This is a genomic window from Gordonia sp. JH63, assembly GCF_009856645.1.
Lineage (GTDB): Bacteria > Actinomycetota > Actinomycetes > Mycobacteriales > Mycobacteriaceae > Gordonia > Gordonia hongkongensis.
On the sequence record NZ_CP047235.1, the window covers coordinates 4,273,344 to 4,291,116 of the forward strand.

Here is a 17,773-nt window from a genome sequence, read left to right on the forward strand (position 1 = left end):
CACGCCCTGTCCCCGTGTGGACAAGAAGGAGCGCTCGTGTTCCCCACTTCGCGTTCTCCCCTGCGCAAAATACGTTTCAGCGCAATTCTCTGCCTGGTCACCGCGGTCGTCACCGTCTTCGCCGCGACCGCCGAAGCTGCACCTCAGCGGGCCTCCGCCGCGACCTACGATGCGTCGTGGAATGCCTCGGCGCTCACTCTCACGGTGCACAACGCGTCGGTCAGCACGGCGAACGGAAATCTGACGATCCGGGACACCGCCGGCGCGGAACTCTTTCGCATGCCGCTCATGTATCGCAGCGAGTATCGGCAGTTCCCGATCGACACGCGGACCACGGGAAACAAGGTGACCCTCATTCCGTCCCGTGAGGTCGCACGTTCGACGACACTCAATCCGACCGCGGTCGATCAATTACGCGGGGCGGCCCGACACAATGTCGCGGCGCCGCAAACGCGCCAGGAGCGCGACGACCAGGCGCTCGAACGTTTCCGTTCGCAGCTCGCCGCGGGAACGTCGATCGGGACATTGGTCGGGACCATCGTCGGTGGAATCGTCGGCGGAATCATCGGGTGCGTCATCGGACTCGCCGCTGCGGTGGTGGGCTGCCTGGTGGGCGTCGCGCCGGCCGCTGCGATCGGCGGCATCGTCGGCCTCGCCCTCGGCGGCGGGGGCACCCTGATCGGGGCCGGGATCCACTACTTCCAGACGATCAACTCGCCGTTCGTTCCGCCGCGACGCTGATCGCGGAGTCTGTCCTCGACGGTCCGTCTCACCTCTCGGTGAGGCGGACCGTCAGTGTCTCGCCGCGGCGGACGACGACGCGGCGGACCGCGGGGTCGCCGCCGACGGCGACCTGGGTCCGGTCGCCCGCGGCGCCGGTCCGGTCCAGCAGAGCCGCCACCGCGGAGATGACCCGATGGGTCGGCTCGGTCGCACCGACGTCGAGCAGCCAGGCGCGCAGGGCACGGGTCCGGACCGCGGGCGGCGCGTCGCGCAGCGGGGCGATCTCCAGTACGTCACCGCGGCCGGCCTCGGCCAGGACCCGGGCCGCCCACTCGTCGAGCGCGTCGTTGTCTGCTCGCAAACCGTCGGCGGTGCGACCCAGCGCGTCGACGACACCCCCCTGGAGCACGTCGTCGAGCAGCGGTAGCACCTCGGCCCGCAGACGAACCCGGGTGAAACGCGGATCGCGGTTGTGCGGGTCGTGGTGGGGCTCGAGGCCCATCTCCGTACAGGCCGCCAGGGTCTGATGTCGCCGGACCCCGAGGAACGGTCTGCCCCAGGGTCGATTCCACGGGCGCATACCCGCGATCGACCGGGACCCGGATCCGCGTGCCAGTCCCAACAGCACGGTCTCTGCCTGGTCGTCCGCGGTGTGGCCGAGCAGGACCGGCCGGCCGTCGCGGGCCTGCTCGAGCGCCGCATATCGCGCGTCACGTGCGGCGGCCTCGAGACCGCCCCGCCACCCGACCCGCACCGGGAGAATTCGCACGCGGGCACCGAGGGACTCCGCCGTGCGCGCCGCCGCCGCGGCCACCTGCGTCGAACCCGGTTGGAGGCCGTGATCGACGATCAGCGCGGTGACGTCGAGTCCGGCACCGACCGCGCCGGCGGTCAGCGCGAGCGAGTCAGCTCCACCGGAGAGTCCCACGCAGACGTCCGGCCCGGCGAGATGAGCGGCCGCGAAGTCCGCGACCGCCCGCCTCACAACACCCGCTGAATCCATGCCTGCGGGTCGTCGATCTCGCTCGGCAGCGGCATCGTGTCCGGCGAGGTCCACACGACGTTGAACCGCTCCATCCCGACGGCCTCGACCACCGCGTCGACGAAGGCCTTGCCGCGGATGTACTGCGCGAGCTTGGCGTCCATCCCGATGAGCGCCCGGATGAGCCGCTGGACCGGGTTCTGGGGTGCGGTGCGTCGTTTGTCGAAGGCGGCTCGGATGCTCGCCACCGACGGCACATGCGCCGGTCCCACGGCGTCCATGACATGGTCGGCGTGACCCTCGAGCAGCGTGCCCAGGACCATCATGCGTTGGAAGGCGGCGTGCTGCTCCGGGCTCTGCAGCAGTTGCATCGCCCCGATCACACCCTTTTCGCGCGGACCGTCGGAGCCCTTGAGCGCCTTGGTCATCCGCGTGACGATCTCGGTGGTGGACTCGCCGGCGTCGGAGGTCAGCACGGCCACGTTGTCCTGCATGTAGTCGCGCAGCCACGGGTTGGCCGAGAACTGCACCCGGTGGGTGACCTCGTGTAGGCACACCCACAGGCGGAAGTCCGACGGGATCACCTTGAGCTGACGTTCGACGTTGATGATGTTCGGCGTCACCACCATCAGCACACCCGGTTCGCCGGTCTCCGGGTCGGGGGTGAACGGGTCGTACTGGCCGAGGATCGCGGTGGAGAGGAAGGCGAGCAACCCGCCGGCCTGGAGGCCGCCGAATCGGGCCCCGAGTCCGGGCGATCCCGCATCGATCGACTCGTCGGAGCCGAGCATCGAGCGCATCGACCGGGATGCGGCGTCGATCCACCCGGCCCGGTCGAGGACCCGGGTGGTCGGTACGCGAAGGCCGTCGGCGAGCCCGGTGACCTCACGGACCGGGGCTTCGGCCCGGGTCGCGGCGTCGGCCAGTTCCGTACGGGCCGCCTCGTAGGTGTAGGCCGTGGTCTTGGGACCGGGACGGGTGAGACGTTTCGCGGTCGACGCCGCGAGCGACCAGTCGATCTGCGACCCGATGCCCGGTTGACGGTCGGCGGTCTCGGCGACCTCGGTGGTCCCGGTTCCGGTGATCCCGGCGTCGGTGACGTCCGATCCGGCGATTCCTGAAGTGGTCATCGGCACCCGCACTCTCTCAGTTGACCCACCACGGCGTCGAGGGCGGGTCGCGCGTCCGCCGGCGAGGTGCCGCCGGACATCAGGGCGAACGACAGCACGCGGCCGTCGACTGTCTGCACTATGCCGGTCAACGAACTGACCCCGGTGAGTGTTCCGGTCTTGGCGCGTGCCCAGCCCGCGCCCGGGTTGCCCGGGGCGTCGAACCGGTCCGCGAGCGTACCGGTGCCACCGGCGATCGGCAGCCCGTCGAGCATCGGGCGCAGCGCCGGCCGGCTGGGCCCGCTGGCGGCCGTCATCACGGCGTCGAGCAGTTCCGGCGTGGTGCGGTTGGCGTAGGAGATCCCCGACGCATCGTGCAGGGTGGTGCCCGCCCACTGGTCCGGGAACATCGACGACAGGACTTGTTCGATCGCCTCCACGCCGCCGGCGTGCGTGGGCGGCCCGCCCCGGTGCACCGACAGTTCGATGGCCAGGGTCTCGGCGAGCACGTTGTCGCTGTAGCGCAGCATGTCGTTGACCCGGGTGACCAGCGGCGCCGACTGGACCTTCGCGATGACGCGGTCGTTCCCCGATGCGGCTGCGCCGGAACCGGTCACCTCCGTGACGGGACCCTCCACGCCGAGAGCCGCGGCCAGCGCCTCGCCGGCCATGATGCCCGGTTCCGCGGTGCGCGGCGAGTACTCGTCGAGCGGTTCGAGCCGGGCGCCGTCGACCATCAGCGATTCGATCGGCGCGATGTCGCCACCCTGGATGTCCCGGCGGTCCCAGGTGGTGTCCATCGTCGGACCCGAGAACGCGCTCAGGTCGACTGCCACCGACGTCACCGGGATCTCGGTGTCCTCGATCTGCCGCGCGAGGTCGGCGATGCGACCGGGGTCGGTGTAGAAGGTGTCGGTGCCGGCGGGCTGTGCGGACAGGGTCGGGTCACCCGCACCTCGGAGGATGATCTGCCCGTTGCTGCCGGCCACCACCGTCGTGGTCAGTCGCTGATCGTGCGGCACGGCTTCGAGGACGGCCGCGGCCGAGAGGACCTTGGCGTTCGACGCGGGGATCCGCGGACGCTCGGGGTTGCTGGTCCACAGGACGGTGCCGGTCAGCGAGTCGCTGATCATGCCGGTGAGTTCGCCGAGCGCCGGATCCCGCAGTGCCGGCGCGATGGCCCGCGACACACCGCTCGGCGTGGGCTCCGGCGCGGAGGCGACCACCGGGTCGATCCGGGGGTCGACGGCGATCGCGGCGGGCTGCGGGGGAACCCCCGGCGGCAGTTCGGGTTCCCGGTCGAGCCGGAGCGCGATGACCACCGAGGCCGTCGCGACGAGGGCCAGGATCACCACCGCGGTGATCGTCCACCACAGAAGTCTCCGACCGGAACGACCGCCGTTTCGGGTGGATGCGCCCACAAAGCCTCCGGGTCTCTCGCGGTTGACGGTCGATGGAACGGCCCGGACATACGCACAACGAGGGGTACGAACATCGAGGTCGCCGGACCAACAGTATCGTTGGGGCAGCGTGCGGGCGTTTCGGCCCGACGCGGCATCCCCGATCAAGACTGCCAGGAGGAACTGTGGAATTCGATGTGACCATCGAGATCCCCAAAGGTGGCCGCAACAAGTACGAGGTCGACCACGAGACGGGCAAGGTCTACCTCGACCGCTACCTGTACACCTCGATGGGCTACCCGGCCGACTACGGCTACATCGACGGCACCCTCGGTGAGGACGGCGACCCGCTCGACGCGATGGTCCTGCTCCCCGAGTCGGTGTTCCCCGGCATCATCGTGCGCGCACGGGTCGTCGGCATGTACACCATGACCGACGAGGCCGGTGGCGACGACAAGCTGCTCTGCGTCCCCGCCAAGGACGTGCGCTGGGACCACATCAAGGACATCTCCGACGTGTCCGAATACGAGCTGGGACCCATCGCCCACTTCTTCGAGCACTACAAGGACCTCGAGCCGGGCAAGGAGGTCGACCCGGGCGGGTGGGTCGGCCGCGACCAGGCCGAGAAGATCGCACAGGAGGCCATCGATCGCCTCGCTGCGCACCCCGACGCGGCCAACGAGCCCTCGCGCGGCTGATCTCTCCCACACACGAGACCGCCGGCACCATCATCCGAGATGGTGTCGGCGGTCTTGTCTGGTCACCAGGTGGCTTCGACTCGGCGCCTCGACCTCCACGCGCTCCTTCGTCGCTTGCTCGGCCCGGCGGCTACGCTCGGTGCCGGCTCAACCAGCAGTGGGTCAGGCCACGCGGTACCGCTGCTCGGCGAGCACCGGCAGGATCTGTTCGCGGATGCGGCGTTCGGTGGCCGCGCCGTCGATCGGGATGAGGATCACGGCGTCGGCGACCTCGGCTGCGTAGATGTCGCGGACCAGCGTGATCAGTCCGTGTGTCGTCCCGATGTAGCGGATGGTCCCCGAGCCCGTCTCCGACGACGCGTCCACCGCCGCAGCAGCGGCCGTGCGCGCCGACGCGGCGTCCGGGGCGACGGCCACCTCCACCTCGAGTGCGACCACGAACTTGGCCTGATCGTGGCTGCCGGCCCGCAGCAGGGAGCGGGCGCGCTGCGCCTCGCGGAGGGTCTCACGCCGCACGACGATCGGAAACGTCTGTGCGAGATCGTCTCCCGCGAGCGCGATCTGGAATCCCGGACGTCCGATGCTGATCGGGGCCGTCGGGGTGGCAGTCGGTGCGGCGATCACGGTGCCGCGGTCAGCACGTGCGTCGAGTTCGATGGTCATCTATTCACCCCTGGTCGAGTTCGGTCGGTCTGTTCGGTTCGCGCCCGGAAGGCATCGAGAATCCGGTCGATGTCGTCGACGGTGGTGCCCGCTCCGAAACTCGCGCGCACCTTGTCGGCCGGCGGTGCGAGGCCGTCGACGGTGTAGCCCGCGATCCCCGCGCGGTCCGTGGAATCGGTGAAGATCCGCAGCGGCGTGAAGCCGCCGATCGCGGCCAGGCCGGCGTCGAGACGTTCGGCGAGGCGGCGTTCGTGCAGCCCGATCGTCTCGGGTCCGAGATCGGCGAGCACCCGACACGCCTCGGCGACCGCGATCGCCCCGGAAACGCCGTCGGCGTCGGGCGAGACGTCGACGTCGGCGGCGTCGAACCAGTCACGACGGCCGATGAGGACGCCGGCGCCGTCCGTCTTCCGACCCGGTGCACCGAACGCCAGGTAGTCGATGCCGTGGCTGACGACGGAGACGGGCCGGTGCCCGACGAGTTGCGCGGCGTCGACCAGGATGCGGGCCCCGGACCGGTGCGCGAGCGAGGCGAGCCGGCCGATCGGCAGCACCTCGCCGGTGATGTCCGATACTGCGGCCACGACCAGGAGCGATGCCGGCGCCGAGGCGAGCTCGGTCTCCAGCGCGACCAAGGTGTCCTCGATGGTCTCGCAGGCCGGGACGAACCGCGCCCGGTCGCGCCCCTGCCGTGGTGAGCACCACCGCAGCAGGTCGGCGCCCTGCCCGACGTCGAGGACGACGACGTCGCCGGGAGTGATGCGCGCCGCGAGGTCGAGGGCAACGGCGGCATCGCGGGTGAAGACGACGGTGTCGTCGACCCGCGCACGGACGAACTGCCGCACCGATTCCCGGGCGGCGTCGAAGCGGACGTCGACTGCGGGCGACAGGCGACCGGCGGGTGCGGACAGGACAGCGGTCACGGCAGGAAACTCCTCAGACAATTCGCGCTTGCCGCGTCCGGTCGGTACGCGGCCGGGTCGTCACCCGGAGCACCCCACCGCGAAGGAGGGTTGCCGACCAGCGAGCCGGGGCTTGTCACTGGCACTCATGACCTACGACCAAGGGTCGTCGATCTCGCGCGGACGTGTCAATTTTCACTCAACGTGATCGGAAGTTAGGGCACACTTACCTGTAGCGTGTCAGGGGTGTCAGCGACTGATGTGTTCGTGTTGTCCCGCCCGCACGGCACCGTGCGGGGCATGGGCGCGGTCCGTGCGTTCACCGACGTCGACGCCGCCTCGGCCGCCCTGCGCGCCGGGACCGTCGACGGTCTGACCGGCGCGATCCCCTTCGACCTCGCCGACCCCGCCGCGCTGGTGGTGCCCGAAGTCCTGCACGTCGACGCGGCGCCGCTGGCGGGCGGGCCGCCACTGACGCGCACGCCGGTGTCGACGACCCTGTACCCCACGGCCGACGAGCACCGCGAACGGGTCGCGCACGCGGTGAAGCGGATCGTCGCCGGCGACGTCGGCAAGGTTGTCCTCGCCCGCAGCGTCGACATCGTGCTCGACGCCGAGGTCGAGCCTCTGCGACTTCTCGACGCATTGGCGGGCGGCAATGCCGGACACAACGCATTCATTGTCGATCTCGGCGCGGCCACCGGCTCGGGTTCGTGGCTGTTGGGCGCGAGTCCCGAAGTGCTGCTGCGCAAGTCGGGTTCCGTCGTCACCTGCCACCCGTACGCGGGATCGGCGCCGCGGTCACCCGACCCGGTCGTCGACCGCGCCGCTGCCGACGGATTGTTCTCCTCGGCGAAGGATCTCGCCGAGCACGCCTTCGTCGTCGACCACCTGCGAGACCGGCTGGGACACCTCTGCGACGACGTCGACGCGCCGTCGACCCCGCAATTGCAGTCGACCGGGGAGGTCTGGCATCTGGCCACCCCGATCCGCGCGCGGCTTCGGGACCCGGCGACCACTGCGCTCGATCTCGCACTCCTGCTCGGCCCCACCCCGGCGGTCTGCGGCACGCCGAGTGATGTTGCTGCGCAGATCATCCGCGAGGTCGAGGGTGAGCGCGGCTTCTATGCGGGGGCGGTCGGCTGGTGCGACGCCGCCGGCGACGGGGAGTGGATGGTCACCATCCGGTGCCTCGAACTCGAGGCCGATCGTCGCAGCCTCCGGACGTGGGCCGGCGGCGGTATCGTCGAACACTCCGACCCGCAGGGCGAACTCGAGGAGACGGCGTTCAAGCTGCGGACGGTCCTGAACGCGTTGGGCATCGCCGCACTCGACTGAGCGGATCAATTGCGGACGCGCGCGATCTTCGCCCGTTACGCTCGTCGATGATGCCCGACGACCTGATCATCGCCCGAAATCCGGAACAGGGCTCCTCACTGCCCTTTCTGGTCCGGATTCCGCTCGGCAGTGACGGGATCGTCTTGAAGGTGAGGGAGACCTGGCCGCGAACCAGCAAGGTCTATTGTCATCGCGCCGACGAATGGCCGACCACACCGCAGATCGTCGAACGTCTTCCGGTTCGGTCGGTGACGCGGCGCGGGGCGGCGATCGATCTGGTGCTCGACCGCGCTCGCGAGAATCGGTCACAGTTCGTCGTCACGCGGGCTCGCGGACGCGAGATGATCTTCTGGCAGACGCGCAAAACCACCAAGCAGGCGCGTCCAAACGTCACGCTTCCCAAGGCTCGGGCACACGGCCAGGCGCTCGAGATCGTCGTCGACACAGGCGAGAAGTACGCCTACTCCTTCGGTCATCAACAGGCGACCACCACTCGACACCGCCTCGATGCCGGCGATTACGCGATCGTCGAGGACGACCAGGTGGTCGCCGCCGTCGAACGCAAGTCGATCGACGACCTCGGCAACGGTCTCATGAAGGGAACTCTCACCTACCAGTTGGCAGGTCTCGCGGGACTCCGACGCGCCGCGGTGGTCGTCGAAGCCTCATACAGCAAGGTGTTCACGCGCGAATACGTCAGCGGCGCCGCGCTGGCCGAGGCGGTCGCCGAGGCGCAGGTCCGGTTTCCGACCGTGCCGATCGTCTTTTGCGACAACCGCAAACTCGCCGAGGAATGGACCTACCGCTGGCTCGGTGCCGCGCTACACGAATGGCGGCTCACCGTCGGCAGCGAGCCCATCGTGCAGGGCCTGCACGGTCCACCGGCGACACCGTCGGAGATCAGGGCGTGGGCTCGCGCCCAAGGGATCGAGGTGCCCTCCAAGGGACGGATCCCGAGTACGGTGCGAGCGGCCTGGGATCGCCGGAACGACTGAATGGCACCACCCTCCGGGGACTCGGCCCCGCTCACCGAGGCGGATTCGCGCTGTGCCGCAACGGAATACGTCAGCGCGTACCCTCAGCCCAGCGCGTGGTCCAGGTCGCCCAACAGGTCGTCGACCCCTTCGAGGCCGACCGACAGCCGCACCACCGAGTCACTCAGACCGATCGCCGCGCGTCCCTCGGGACCCATCGCACGATGAGTGGTGGTCGCCGGATGCGTGATCAGCGACTTCGAATCTCCGAGATTGTTGGAGATGTCGACGATCCGCAGGCCGTTGAGGACCTCGAAGGCGCGTTTCTTGCCGTCGATGCCATCGTGGTCGTTGAGCTCGAAGGTCACCACCGTGCCGCCGCCGGACATCTGCGACTTCGCCAAGTCGTACTGCGGGTGTGACTGCAGGAAGGGGTATTTGACCCAGCGCACGCGCGGATCGCTCTCGAGGAACTCGGCGATCCGCAGCGCCGACGACACCGAGGCGTCGACGCGCAGACGCATCGTCTCCAGCCCCTTCACGAGGGTCCAGGCGTTGAACGGACTGAGTGCCGGACCGGTGTGTCGCATGAGTTGCTGCACCGGACCGTCGACGTACTCCTTGGTTCCGAGTACCGCGCCACCCATGACGCGCCCCTGGCCGTCGATGTGCTTGGTGCCCGAGTACACGATGACGTCGGCGCCGAGTTCGAGACCCCGCTGCAGCAGCGGGGTGGCGAAGACGTTGTCCAGCACCACCTGTGCGCCCGCGGCGTGCGCCAGTTCCGAGACCTTCACGACGTCGACGAGACTCTGCATCGGGTTCGACGGTGTCTCGAAGAACACCGCGTCGGTGGGCTTGGACAGGGCCCGCTCCCACTGCTCGAGGTCTTCACCGTCGACGAACTCGGTCTCGATCCCCCAGCGCGGGAGGATCTCGTTGCAGACCACGAAGCAGGAACCGAACAGGCTGCGGGCGGCGACGAGACGGTCGCCGGCCTTCAACAGTGCACCGAGCGCGACGAACACCGCGGCCATGCCGCTCGCGGTGGCGAAACACGCCTCCGCGCCCTCGAGCCGGCGCAACCGCTCCTGGAACATCTCGACGGTCGGATTTCCGTAGCGCGAGTAGACAAATCGTTCGTCCTCGCCGGTGAAGGCTCGCTCGGCGGCCTCGGCGGAGTCGTAGACGTAACCGCTCGTGAGATAGAGCGCCTCGGCCGTCTCGTGGAAACCCGAACGCGCCAGCCCGCCGCGAACCGCGATCGTGTCAGCCGAGAGCCCTTCAGGCAGTTCACGACTGACGGGCAGATCAGAACTCACGATTGCCTCCACGGCAGGTTCTCGGCACGCCAGCCCGACGTCCCGCGGTGGTCGTTCTCGTCGAGGGCGCCTTCGAACCCGTCGATCACGTTGTATGCCTTCGCGATACCGTCGGCGGTCGCGGCTTCCGCAGCGCCGATCGACCGGTGCCCCGAACGGCAGATGAAGATGACCTCCTGGTCGTCGGAGACACCGGAATCACGCAGCTGTGCCACGAAGTCGTCGTTGCGACGCCCCTCGGGGAAGGTGGTCCACTCGGCGAAGATCGCGCGCTTGCCCAGGACCTCGAGGTCGGGCACGCCGACGAACGACCACTCCGCCTGCGTGCGACAGTCGACCAGCACCGCATCCGGGTTGTTCTCGAGCTTCTCCCACGCCTCGCGCGGGGTCAGGTCACCGGCATAGCTCATGAGGAACACACCTTCCACTCGCCGTTCTCGCGCACCACGATCGTGTCCACGACGTTCACGTCATCGGGGGTCTTGTCATAGTGCCAATGAACCTTCGCAGTCGCGCGGTCACCGTCGACCACCAGCTCGGTGATCTCCGGGATCTCGATGTGACCGTTGGCGAGCAGCGACTCCCGGTTGTCGGCGAGGAACTGTTCCTCGGAGACGAAGTCGGCCGCCTCGACGTCGGCCGCGCAGGTGTTCGCCCGGTATTCGCCGAAGTTCGGACCGTTGCGCGCGGTGTAGATGTCGTTGATCGCGTACTGGACCTGAGCCGAGTCGCCGGCCCGGTCCTCGGCCGGACGGGTCACATTCGACAGCACGACGCCGAGCACCACGATTCCCACGACGCCGGCCGCGACGAAGAACGGCCAGGCGTTCTTCCACGACGGGGGCTTCTGGTCGCCCTCACCTGCAGCTTCGGCCATGGCGGGCAGTCTATCGAGCGTCCCGGCGGCGGTTGAGACCGGCGTCGTCGGAGCCCGGACGCACCGGGCGGAGCGCCGAACGACGTCGACATCGAACACGTCCTGCGTAAGGTGGCCCTAAGTTCCGCGGCGAACGACGTCGCCGACCGCAACGACCAGCGAGGACCCGGATGCGCGCTTCCACCCACCGTTCACTCACCCTTCTCGTCGGGCTGCTCGCGGCAGCCCTGGTGGTGACCTCGTGTTCGCCGCCGGACGAGACGGTCGACTCCGGCACGGCCCAGGTCCCCGCGCCCGAGGCCGGCGCGATCCCGGTCACCGTGCAGCAGGCCTACGCCCCCGCGACCGTCGACCAGGCACCCAAGCGCGTCGCCGCGATGGGCGTGGGTGACGGCGACACCCTTCTCGCACTCGGCGTCACCCCCACCACGATCGCCCCGTTCGCCGACCCCGACCAGGCGTCGGCGCCGTGGAACGCCGAACTCCTTGCGGACTCCGACCCGGTGGTGCTGCCGAACGCGTCCGGCGCGTTCGGCGATGAGATCCCCAAGGCGCTGGCCACCGAGCCCGACCTCATCACCGCCGTCGGCGCCGATCCCACCCGCGACCAGTTCGATCTGCTGAGCAAGACCGCCCCGACGATCCTGCGGCCCGCCCAGTTCCAGCCGTGGCAGGTGCCGTGGGACGCGCAGACCCGCCAGATCGGTACCGCCGTCGGCCTGCCCGAACTCGCCGATCGCAAGGTGACCGAGACCGAGCAGTTCCTCGCGAACGTGCGGGAGCAGAACCCGCAGCTGGCCGGGAAGACGGCGGTCGTGGTCACCGCCAGCCCCACCGGCGGCGTGTCGATCTACGGCCCCGGCGACGGGCGCGGACAGACCCTCACCGGTTACGGACTCACCTTCCCGCCCGCGCTGCAACCCTCGGTGACCAGCGGTTTCTATGGTGACCTGCCGGCCGAGAGCCTGAACCTGCTGGACTCGGCCGACGTCGTCGTCGCCGTCGACTGGCAGGGGTCCAACGACCAGCTCAAGTCCAACGCGGCGTTCAACCGGCTGGCGGTCGCGCAGTCGGGCCGGGTCGTCTATCTGCCCCAGGAGGTCGGCAGCGCGATGTCGGTGCCGACGGTCCTGACGATCCCGTGGGTCGCCGAGCAGGCCGTCGGACCGATCGCGGCCGCCGCGGCGAAGTCGTGAACCGGCCCGGGACCGCGGCGGTCGATCACCCGTTCAGGTGAGGGTTACCTCACAGACGGATTTTGGTCGGGGACAGCGAGCGCCTACCGTAGAAGGGATAGGCCTTATCCATACGCGCGGACATGGGGGTCACCGAGATTTGCTTGTCCTCGCGTGCTGAGCAACGGAAGACACCTACTCCATGAGCGACAACAGCCGCCCGCTGCGGGTTGCGATCGTCGGTGCCGGTCCCGCCGGGATCTACGCCGCCGACGCGTTGATGAAGTCCGACACCGCCAAGGACCGCGGGGTCAGCATCGATCTGTATGAGCGCATGCCCGCTCCGTTCGGTCTGATCCGGTACGGCGTCGCACCCGACCACCCGCGCATCAAGGGCATCATCACCGCCCTGCACAAGGTCCTCGACAAGCCCCAGGTCCGCCTGCTCGGCAACGTCGACTACGGCACCGACATCACCATCGACGAACTACGCGCCCACTACGACGCGGTGATCTTCTCCACCGGCGCCACCGATGACCGCGCCCTCGACATCCCCGGCATCGACCTCGACGGCAGCTACGGCGCCGCCCAGTTCGTCGCCTGGTACGACGGCCACCCCGACTTCCCCCGCACCTGGCCCCTCGAGGCCGAGAAGGTCGCGGTCATCGGCGTCGGCAACGTCGCCCTCGACGTCGCCCGCGTGCTCGCCAAGACCGGCGACGAACTGCTGCCCACCGAGATCCCGGCCAACGTCTACGAGGGACTCAAGGCCAACAAGGCCGTCGAGGTCCACGTGTTCGGCCGCCGCGGTCCCGCCCAGGCGAAGTTCACCCCGCTGGAACTGAAGGAACTCGACCACTCCCCCAACATCGAGGTCATCGTCAACCCCGAGGACATCGACTACGACGAGGGTTCGGCCGTCGCGCGCCGCGGGTCGAAGATCACCGACCAGGTCGCCACGATCATCGAGAACTACGCGATCCGCGAACCCAAGCAGGGCGCGATCCACAAGTTGTTCCTGCACTTCTTCGAAAGCCCCACCGAGATCCTCGGCACCGACGGCAAGGTCGTCGGTCTGCGCACCGAACGTACCCAGCTCGACGGCACCGGCAACGTCAAGCCCACCGGCAAGACCACCGACTGGGAGGTCGGCGCGGTCTACCGTGCGGTCGGGTATCTCTCGGACAACCTGCCGCAGATCCCGTTCGACTCCCAGGCCGGGGTCATCCCGAACGAGGCCGGACGCGTCTTCGACGAAGGGCAGCAGCTGACCGGTATCTACACCACCGGTTGGGTCAAACGCGGCCCGGTCGGCCTCATCGGCCACACCAAGGGCGACGCCAACGAGACCGTCGACTGCATCCTCAAAGACATGGAAGCCGGCACGCTGCTCGAACCGGCCCACCCCGGTGAGGACGCCATCGTCGAACTCCTCGAGTCCAAGAACATCCCGTTCACCACCTGGGACGGCTGGTACCGCCTCGACGAACACGAACGCGCCCTCGGCGCCGCCGAAGGCCGCGAACGCGTCAAAGTCGTCGAACGCGAGGACATGCTCGCCGCATCGGAGCCGGACAAGGTGTCCCGCCCGTCCGCATGACCCCGCTTCCCGCCGGCTGAGTCCACCCCCGCCGGCTGAGTCCACCCCCGCCGGCTGAGTCCACCCCCGCCGGCTGAGCCTGTCGAAGCCATAAGAGCGGCGGCCGAGTTCTCTCGGTCGCCGCTCTTTCGCATGCGCCCGGCGGGTGCGGGGGCGTCCTCCCCGCACGCCGCCCGGCGCGAATGGCTCAGTTGTGGTGCATTCTCAACTGTCGTCGGATGAGGTCAGCGACCCGGAATCGCCGGCACGCCGGCGACGTCGGTGCCACCGCCGGTCAGGGCGGCCGCTGAAGCGGAGGAGCCCGTACCGAATCGGTCCAACGGGTTGTCGATGCGCCGGACGTTCCACCAGAAACCGGCGTTGTCGGTCAGGTTCTCGGCGTAATCGGAGATCGCGTACCCCGCGATGGAGGACGGGAAGCAGCCGAACCAGGTGGTCTTGATGGTGAGCGACTCGTTCTTCTTCAGCAGCGACTTGAACTTCGTCGCGCCGTTGATCTCCTGCAGCGTGACGTTGCGGAAATCGCCGTCACGCGCGGTGACGCGCATGAACCGGGTCATGCTCCACGCCTGATTCCACGGCGTTCCAGGGGCTGCGAACTGGCAGTAGACCCCGCCCGTCATCTGGAGGTTGGGAACGGCGGCCTGTGCCGGCGCGGCACCCACCAGCGATCCACCGGCGATTCCTGCAGCGACCAGAACCCCTGTGAGAGCCCGTTTCAGCGATTTCATCGATCCTCCTCGTTCGTAGGCGACACTGTGTTTCCCGACGTCGCCGTCGTGGGAGCGGTTCACGCCACCCCACCGACGACCGGTCTTGCTGCGGTCGGCCCGAGATGCCCACCGACACCGGGACTATCGACCCAGCCTGAGCGAAGTGTTACCGCGCGCACAGCGATCCCTCAGGTTTCGTCGGCAATTCGTTATACGAACGACACCCGCCGAGGCGCTCGACGCTGCGCGCGACGCCGCGTCGAAGAAGGTTGGTAAGGTTTACCTTCGTGCGCCGATCCCTCCGACTTCTCGGAATCCCGCTGCTCCTGGCGGTCCTCGCAGCGCTGGTCGTCGCGTCGGTTCTCTTCGGCACCCGACCGGTCCCGGTCGACGAGATCTGGCCCAGCTTCACCGCTGGTGTCGAAGAGATCTGGAACGCGCTGATCAACCTACGGATGCCGCAGGTGCCCAAGGATTCCGATGTCGACGGCATCGTGTGGGATCTGCGCGTGCCGCGCACTCTGCTCGGCCTCGCCGCCGGACTCGCGATCGGCGCGGCCGGTGCCATCACCCAGGGCCACACCCGCAACCCGATCGCCGATCCCGGCATGCTCGGCGTCAACGCGGGTGCCGCCTGCGCGGTCGTCGGCGGCATCTACCTGCTGGGCATCACCAGTCCGATCGCGTTCATGTTCTTTGGTCTCGTCGGGGCGATCATCGCCGCCACCGTGGTGTTCGGACTGTCGTCGCTGAGCGGCTCGAGCCCACTGACCCTGGTCCTCGCCGGCACCGGCCTGACCGCGATGCTGACCGCCATCACGTCCGCGATCGTGCTCGTCGACACCAATTCGCTGGACCAGTGGCGCTTCTGGAGCGTCGGCTCCACCGCGGGTCGGGGCATCGACGTGTTCTGGGCGAGCCTGCCGTTCATCACGGTGGGCCTCGTCCTCGCGCTGGCGAGCGGCTTCTTCCTGAACGTCCTGAGCCTGGGCGACGACATGACCAAGGCCCTCGGTTCCCGTGTCGTGCTCATCCGCGCCCTCGGCGTCCTGACCATCACGCTGCTCATCGGCGCGGCGACCGCGGCGTGCGGGCCGATCGTGTTCCTGGGCCTGGTCGTACCGCATATCGCCCGCGCCTTCGTGGGCGCCGACTATCGGTGGATCATCCCGTATTCCGCTCTGCTGGGCGCCATCCTGCTCGTCGGATGCGACATCCTCGGCCGGATCGTCGCCCGTCCCGGCGAAGTGCAGGTCGGCGTCATGCTGGCACTGGTGGGCGCACCCTTCCTCATCGTCATGGTCCGCCGACAGAGATTGGGGACCGTGTGAATCCGCCGACCTCCATCAAGACCGACATCACGTCCAGAACCACGACGAAGGGCCGGATCGCACCGCACCCCGGCGGTTATCGGATCGCCGTCGAACCGCTGTCGATGGTGGTGCGACCACGGATGCTCACCGTCGCGGTCGTGTCCACGGCCGTCACGGTCGTCCTGTTCCTCACGAGCGTCGGTGTCAGCGACTTCCCGCTGACCCCCGTCGACGTCGCCCGCATCCTGCTCGGCGGCGGCACCCGCGTCGAGAACGTGGTGGTCTTCGACGTCGCGCTGCCCCGTGCGCTGGTCGCCCTGCTCGTGGGATTCGGTCTGGGCCTTGCGGGTTCGATGACCCAGCTGATCGCCCAGAATCCCCTGGCCACACCGGACATGCTCGGCATCACCGCCGGCGCGAGCGTGGCGGCGGTGACCGCCATCGCGTTCTCGACCACCAGCTGGGGTGCCTGGCTGGGCGATCTCGGCGTCCCGGCGGCGGCGATGATCGGCGGGTTGCTCACCGCGGTCGCGATGTACGTCCTCGCCTGGCCGGGTCGCAAGGCCAACAGCGGCATCAACCCGTTCCGGCTCGTGCTGATCGGCGTCGGGATGACGTGGTTGCTGCAGGCGCTCACCCAGTTCCTCCTCTCGCGCGCCGACATCCGGGATGTGGCTCGTGCGCAGGTGTGGATCGTCGGGTCGGTGTCCAACGTCGGCTGGTCCAACGTGTGGCCGGTCGCCGCCGGTGTCGTCGCGAGCATCATCGTGGTGGTCGTCCTGGCCCGCCAGATCGGAATGCTCAGCCTCGGACCCGATCTCGCCCGCGGACTCGGAGTCCGGACCGGCGCGGTGTCGACGACGCTGCTCCTGACCGCGGTTCTGGTGAGCGCGCTGAGCGTGTCCGCGGCCGGGCCGATCGCTTTCGTCGCGCTGCTGGCCCCGCAGATCGCGCTGCGGCTGGCCGGTACCGCCGTGCCCACGCCGCTCGTGTCCGGTGTCATCGGTGCGTCGTTGGTACTGGGCGGCGACCTGCTGGTGCGTACGGTTCTGCCGGGCGGCCTCCCGGTCGGCATCGTCACCGCGGCGATCGGCGGCCCGTTCCTGATCTACCTGATGATCGTCATGTCCCGAAAGGCGAGCGTATGACCGCGTCATCCCTCGAATCCCCTGCCACCACCGCCCGATTGCGGGGCGTCGGACTGACCGTCGGTTACGACGAACGGATCGTCATCGACGGCCTCGACATCGACATCCCCGATGGTCAGGTCACGACGATCATCGGTTCCAACGGATGTGGCAAGTCGACACTGTTGCGTTGTCTCGCACGGCTGTTGCCACCCCGGGCCGGTGCGGTCTACCTCGACGGCGACGACATCTCCTCGGTCCGGCCCAAACAGGTCGCCCGCACCCTGGCGATCCTGCCGCAGAATCCCATCGCGCCCGAAGGGCTCACCGTCGCCGATCTGGTGGGGCGGGGACGTCATCCGCACCAGCGCTGGTTCGCGCAGGCCAGCGCGGCCGACGAGGCGGCGGTAGCGCTGGCGATGGAGATGACCGACACCCTCGACCTCGCCGACCGCACCCTCGACGCCCTGTCCGGCGGTCAGCGGCAACGGGTCTGGATCGCGCTGACGCTCGCGCAGGACACCGATCTCATCCTGCTCGACGAGCCCACCACCTACCTCGACCTCGCGCACTCCATCGACGTCCTCGACCTGGTCCGCCGGCTCCGCGACGAGCACGGCAAGACCGTCGTAATGGTGCTGCACGACCTCAATCTGGCCGCGCGCTACAGCGATTCGCTGTTCGTCATGCGCAACGGAGCCATCGTCACCACCGGCTCGCCCACCGAGGTCATCGACGCCGAGACCCTCGACGCGGCGTTCGGCCTCCGGGCGCACGTCATGACCGATCCGATCACCGGTGGCCCGCTCATCGTGCCGCTGGACTCCCGGACCCGCGCTACCCCCACCGCGCCCTGA

Annotated in this window: 17 protein-coding genes, 1 pseudogene and 1 riboswitch; of the genes and pseudogenes, 9 read left to right on the top strand and 9 right to left on the bottom strand. The window is 68.9% G+C overall.

What is annotated here, in order from left to right; all coding sequences use genetic code 11:
• Nucleotides 1-36: 36 nt before the first annotated feature.
• Nucleotides 37-741 (top strand): glycine zipper family protein, encoded by a 705-nt coding sequence (locus GR168_RS18935; protein WP_159371421.1) that lies wholly within the window; start codon nucleotides 37-39, stop codon nucleotides 739-741.
• A gap of 28 nt (nucleotides 742-769) precedes the next feature.
• Here GR168_RS18935 and tilS read toward each other — a convergent pair whose 3' ends face one another.
• The 3 genes from tilS to dacB are packed head-to-tail and all read right to left on the bottom strand — an operon-like array spanning nucleotide 770 to nucleotide 4,235.
• On the bottom strand, nucleotides 770-1,726 hold the full coding sequence (tilS, locus tag GR168_RS18940) for a tRNA lysidine(34) synthetase TilS (protein ID WP_058249887.1): 957 nt from the start codon (nucleotides 1,724-1,726) through the stop codon (nucleotides 770-772).
• Entirely contained in the window at nucleotides 1,705-2,835 is a 1,131-nt protein-coding gene (locus GR168_RS18945; protein WP_058249968.1) for a zinc-dependent metalloprotease, read from the bottom strand. The genes tilS and GR168_RS18945 overlap by 22 nt, the downstream gene beginning before the upstream one ends.
• Nucleotides 2,832-4,235, bottom strand: a complete 1,404-nt coding sequence (gene dacB / locus GR168_RS18950; RefSeq protein ID WP_078112648.1) for a D-alanyl-D-alanine carboxypeptidase/D-alanyl-D-alanine-endopeptidase — start codon at nucleotides 4,233-4,235, stop codon at nucleotides 2,832-2,834. Before dacB ends, GR168_RS18945 begins: the two co-directional genes overlap by 4 nt.
• Nucleotides 4,236-4,399: 164 nt before the next feature.
• Here dacB and GR168_RS18955 point away from each other — a divergent pair, with 164 nt between their 5' ends.
• Nucleotides 4,400-4,912: an inorganic diphosphatase gene (locus GR168_RS18955; protein ID WP_058249886.1), complete on the top strand. Its 513-nt coding sequence runs from the start codon at nucleotides 4,400-4,402 to the stop codon at nucleotides 4,910-4,912.
• A gap of 162 nt (nucleotides 4,913-5,074) precedes the next feature.
• Here the strand turns inward: GR168_RS18955 and GR168_RS18960 are convergent, their stop codons facing one another.
• Nucleotides 5,075-5,575: a hypothetical protein gene (locus GR168_RS18960; RefSeq protein WP_159371422.1), complete on the bottom strand. Its 501-nt coding sequence runs from the start codon at nucleotides 5,573-5,575 to the stop codon at nucleotides 5,075-5,077.
• Nucleotides 5,572-6,444: pseudogene (locus GR168_RS18965) on the bottom strand (aminotransferase class V-fold PLP-dependent enzyme); the annotation flags it as partial. The pseudogene GR168_RS18965 and the gene GR168_RS18960, both read right to left, overlap by 4 nt.
• A 73-nt stretch (nucleotides 6,445-6,517) precedes the next feature.
• Nucleotides 6,518-6,631, bottom strand: a riboswitch (SAM riboswitch).
• 107 nt (nucleotides 6,632-6,738) lie between these two features.
• On the opposite strand from GR168_RS18965, the gene GR168_RS18970 reads away from it, so the two are divergent.
• Nucleotides 6,739-7,815, top strand: coding sequence for an isochorismate synthase (locus tag GR168_RS18970; RefSeq protein ID WP_137810002.1), 1,077 nt, complete (start codon nucleotides 6,739-6,741; stop codon nucleotides 7,813-7,815).
• A gap of 50 nt (nucleotides 7,816-7,865) precedes the next feature.
• Nucleotides 7,866-8,810, top strand: a complete 945-nt coding sequence (locus GR168_RS18975) for an ERCC4 domain-containing protein (protein WP_058249882.1) — start codon at nucleotides 7,866-7,868, stop codon at nucleotides 8,808-8,810.
• An 83-nt stretch (nucleotides 8,811-8,893) separates the two neighbouring features.
• Here GR168_RS18975 and GR168_RS18980 read toward each other — a convergent pair whose 3' ends face one another.
• Genes GR168_RS18980 through GR168_RS18990 form a run of 3 tightly spaced genes read right to left on the bottom strand, consistent with a single transcriptional unit; the run spans nucleotide 8,894 to nucleotide 10,988 of the window.
• Entirely contained in the window at nucleotides 8,894-10,111 is a 1,218-nt protein-coding gene (locus GR168_RS18980) for an O-succinylhomoserine sulfhydrylase (protein WP_137809956.1), read from the bottom strand.
• A complete protein-coding gene (locus GR168_RS18985) occupies nucleotides 10,108-10,521 on the bottom strand; it encodes a rhodanese-like domain-containing protein (RefSeq protein WP_058249965.1) in 414 nt (137 codons plus the stop codon). Before GR168_RS18985 ends, GR168_RS18980 begins: the two co-directional genes overlap by 4 nt.
• A complete protein-coding gene (locus tag GR168_RS18990) occupies nucleotides 10,518-10,988 on the bottom strand; it encodes a hypothetical protein (RefSeq protein ID WP_137809957.1) in 471 nt (156 codons plus the stop codon). Before GR168_RS18990 ends, GR168_RS18985 begins: the two co-directional genes overlap by 4 nt.
• A gap of 170 nt (nucleotides 10,989-11,158) precedes the next feature.
• Between GR168_RS18990 and GR168_RS18995 the strand changes: the two genes are divergently transcribed.
• Nucleotides 11,159-12,184 (top strand): ABC transporter substrate-binding protein, encoded by a 1,026-nt coding sequence (locus tag GR168_RS18995; RefSeq protein ID WP_137809958.1) that lies wholly within the window; start codon nucleotides 11,159-11,161, stop codon nucleotides 12,182-12,184.
• A gap of 181 nt (nucleotides 12,185-12,365) precedes the next feature.
• The gene (locus GR168_RS19000; RefSeq protein WP_137809959.1) at nucleotides 12,366-13,763 is read left to right on the top strand and encodes an FAD-dependent oxidoreductase; all 1,398 of its coding nucleotides are present in this window, start codon (nucleotides 12,366-12,368) and stop codon (nucleotides 13,761-13,763) included.
• A 224-nt stretch (nucleotides 13,764-13,987) separates the two neighbouring features.
• On the opposite strand, the gene GR168_RS19005 is transcribed toward GR168_RS19000, so the two are convergent.
• On the bottom strand, nucleotides 13,988-14,494 hold the full coding sequence (locus GR168_RS19005; protein ID WP_078112747.1) for a hypothetical protein: 507 nt from the start codon (nucleotides 14,492-14,494) through the stop codon (nucleotides 13,988-13,990).
• A gap of 269 nt (nucleotides 14,495-14,763) precedes the next feature.
• Here GR168_RS19005 and GR168_RS19010 point away from each other — a divergent pair, with 269 nt between their 5' ends.
• From GR168_RS19010 to GR168_RS19020, 3 genes are read left to right on the top strand one after another with little or no spacing between them, the layout of a single operon-like run.
• Nucleotides 14,764-15,807, top strand: a complete 1,044-nt coding sequence (locus tag GR168_RS19010; RefSeq protein ID WP_137809960.1) for an iron ABC transporter permease — start codon at nucleotides 14,764-14,766, stop codon at nucleotides 15,805-15,807.
• Nucleotides 15,804-16,937 carry an iron ABC transporter permease gene (locus GR168_RS19015; RefSeq protein WP_137809961.1) on the top strand — a complete coding sequence of 378 codons (1,134 nt, stop codon included), beginning with the start codon at nucleotides 15,804-15,806 and terminating at the stop codon, nucleotides 16,935-16,937. Before GR168_RS19010 ends, GR168_RS19015 begins: the two co-directional genes overlap by 4 nt.
• Nucleotides 16,934-17,773, top strand: coding sequence for an ABC transporter ATP-binding protein (locus GR168_RS19020; RefSeq protein WP_065629583.1), 840 nt, complete (start codon nucleotides 16,934-16,936; stop codon nucleotides 17,771-17,773). Before GR168_RS19015 ends, GR168_RS19020 begins: the two co-directional genes overlap by 4 nt.

Excerpts from the sequence above, each read along its gene's own strand:
- tilS (WP_058249887.1), bottom strand. The coding sequence starts at position 1,726 with ATGGATTCAGCGGGTGTTGTGAGGCGGGCGGTCGCGGACTTCGCGGCC.
- GR168_RS18945 (WP_058249968.1), bottom strand. The coding sequence starts at position 2,835 with ATGACCACTTCAGGAATCGCCGGATCGGACGTCACCGACGCCGGGATC.
- GR168_RS18960 (WP_159371422.1), bottom strand. The coding sequence starts at position 5,575 with ATGACCATCGAACTCGACGCACGTGCTGACCGCGGCACCGTGATCGCC.
- GR168_RS18975 (WP_058249882.1), top strand. The coding sequence starts at position 7,866 with ATGCCCGACGACCTGATCATCGCCCGAAATCCGGAACAGGGCTCCTCA.
- GR168_RS18985 (WP_058249965.1), bottom strand. The coding sequence starts at position 10,521 with ATGAGCTATGCCGGTGACCTGACCCCGCGCGAGGCGTGGGAGAAGCTC.
- GR168_RS18990 (WP_137809957.1), bottom strand. The coding sequence starts at position 10,988 with ATGGCCGAAGCTGCAGGTGAGGGCGACCAGAAGCCCCCGTCGTGGAAG.
- GR168_RS18995 (WP_137809958.1), top strand. The coding sequence starts at position 11,159 with ATGCGCGCTTCCACCCACCGTTCACTCACCCTTCTCGTCGGGCTGCTC.
- GR168_RS19000 (WP_137809959.1), top strand. The coding sequence starts at position 12,366 with ATGAGCGACAACAGCCGCCCGCTGCGGGTTGCGATCGTCGGTGCCGGT.
- GR168_RS19005 (WP_078112747.1), bottom strand. The coding sequence starts at position 14,494 with ATGAAATCGCTGAAACGGGCTCTCACAGGGGTTCTGGTCGCTGCAGGA.
- GR168_RS19020 (WP_065629583.1), top strand. The coding sequence starts at position 16,934 with ATGACCGCGTCATCCCTCGAATCCCCTGCCACCACCGCCCGATTGCGG.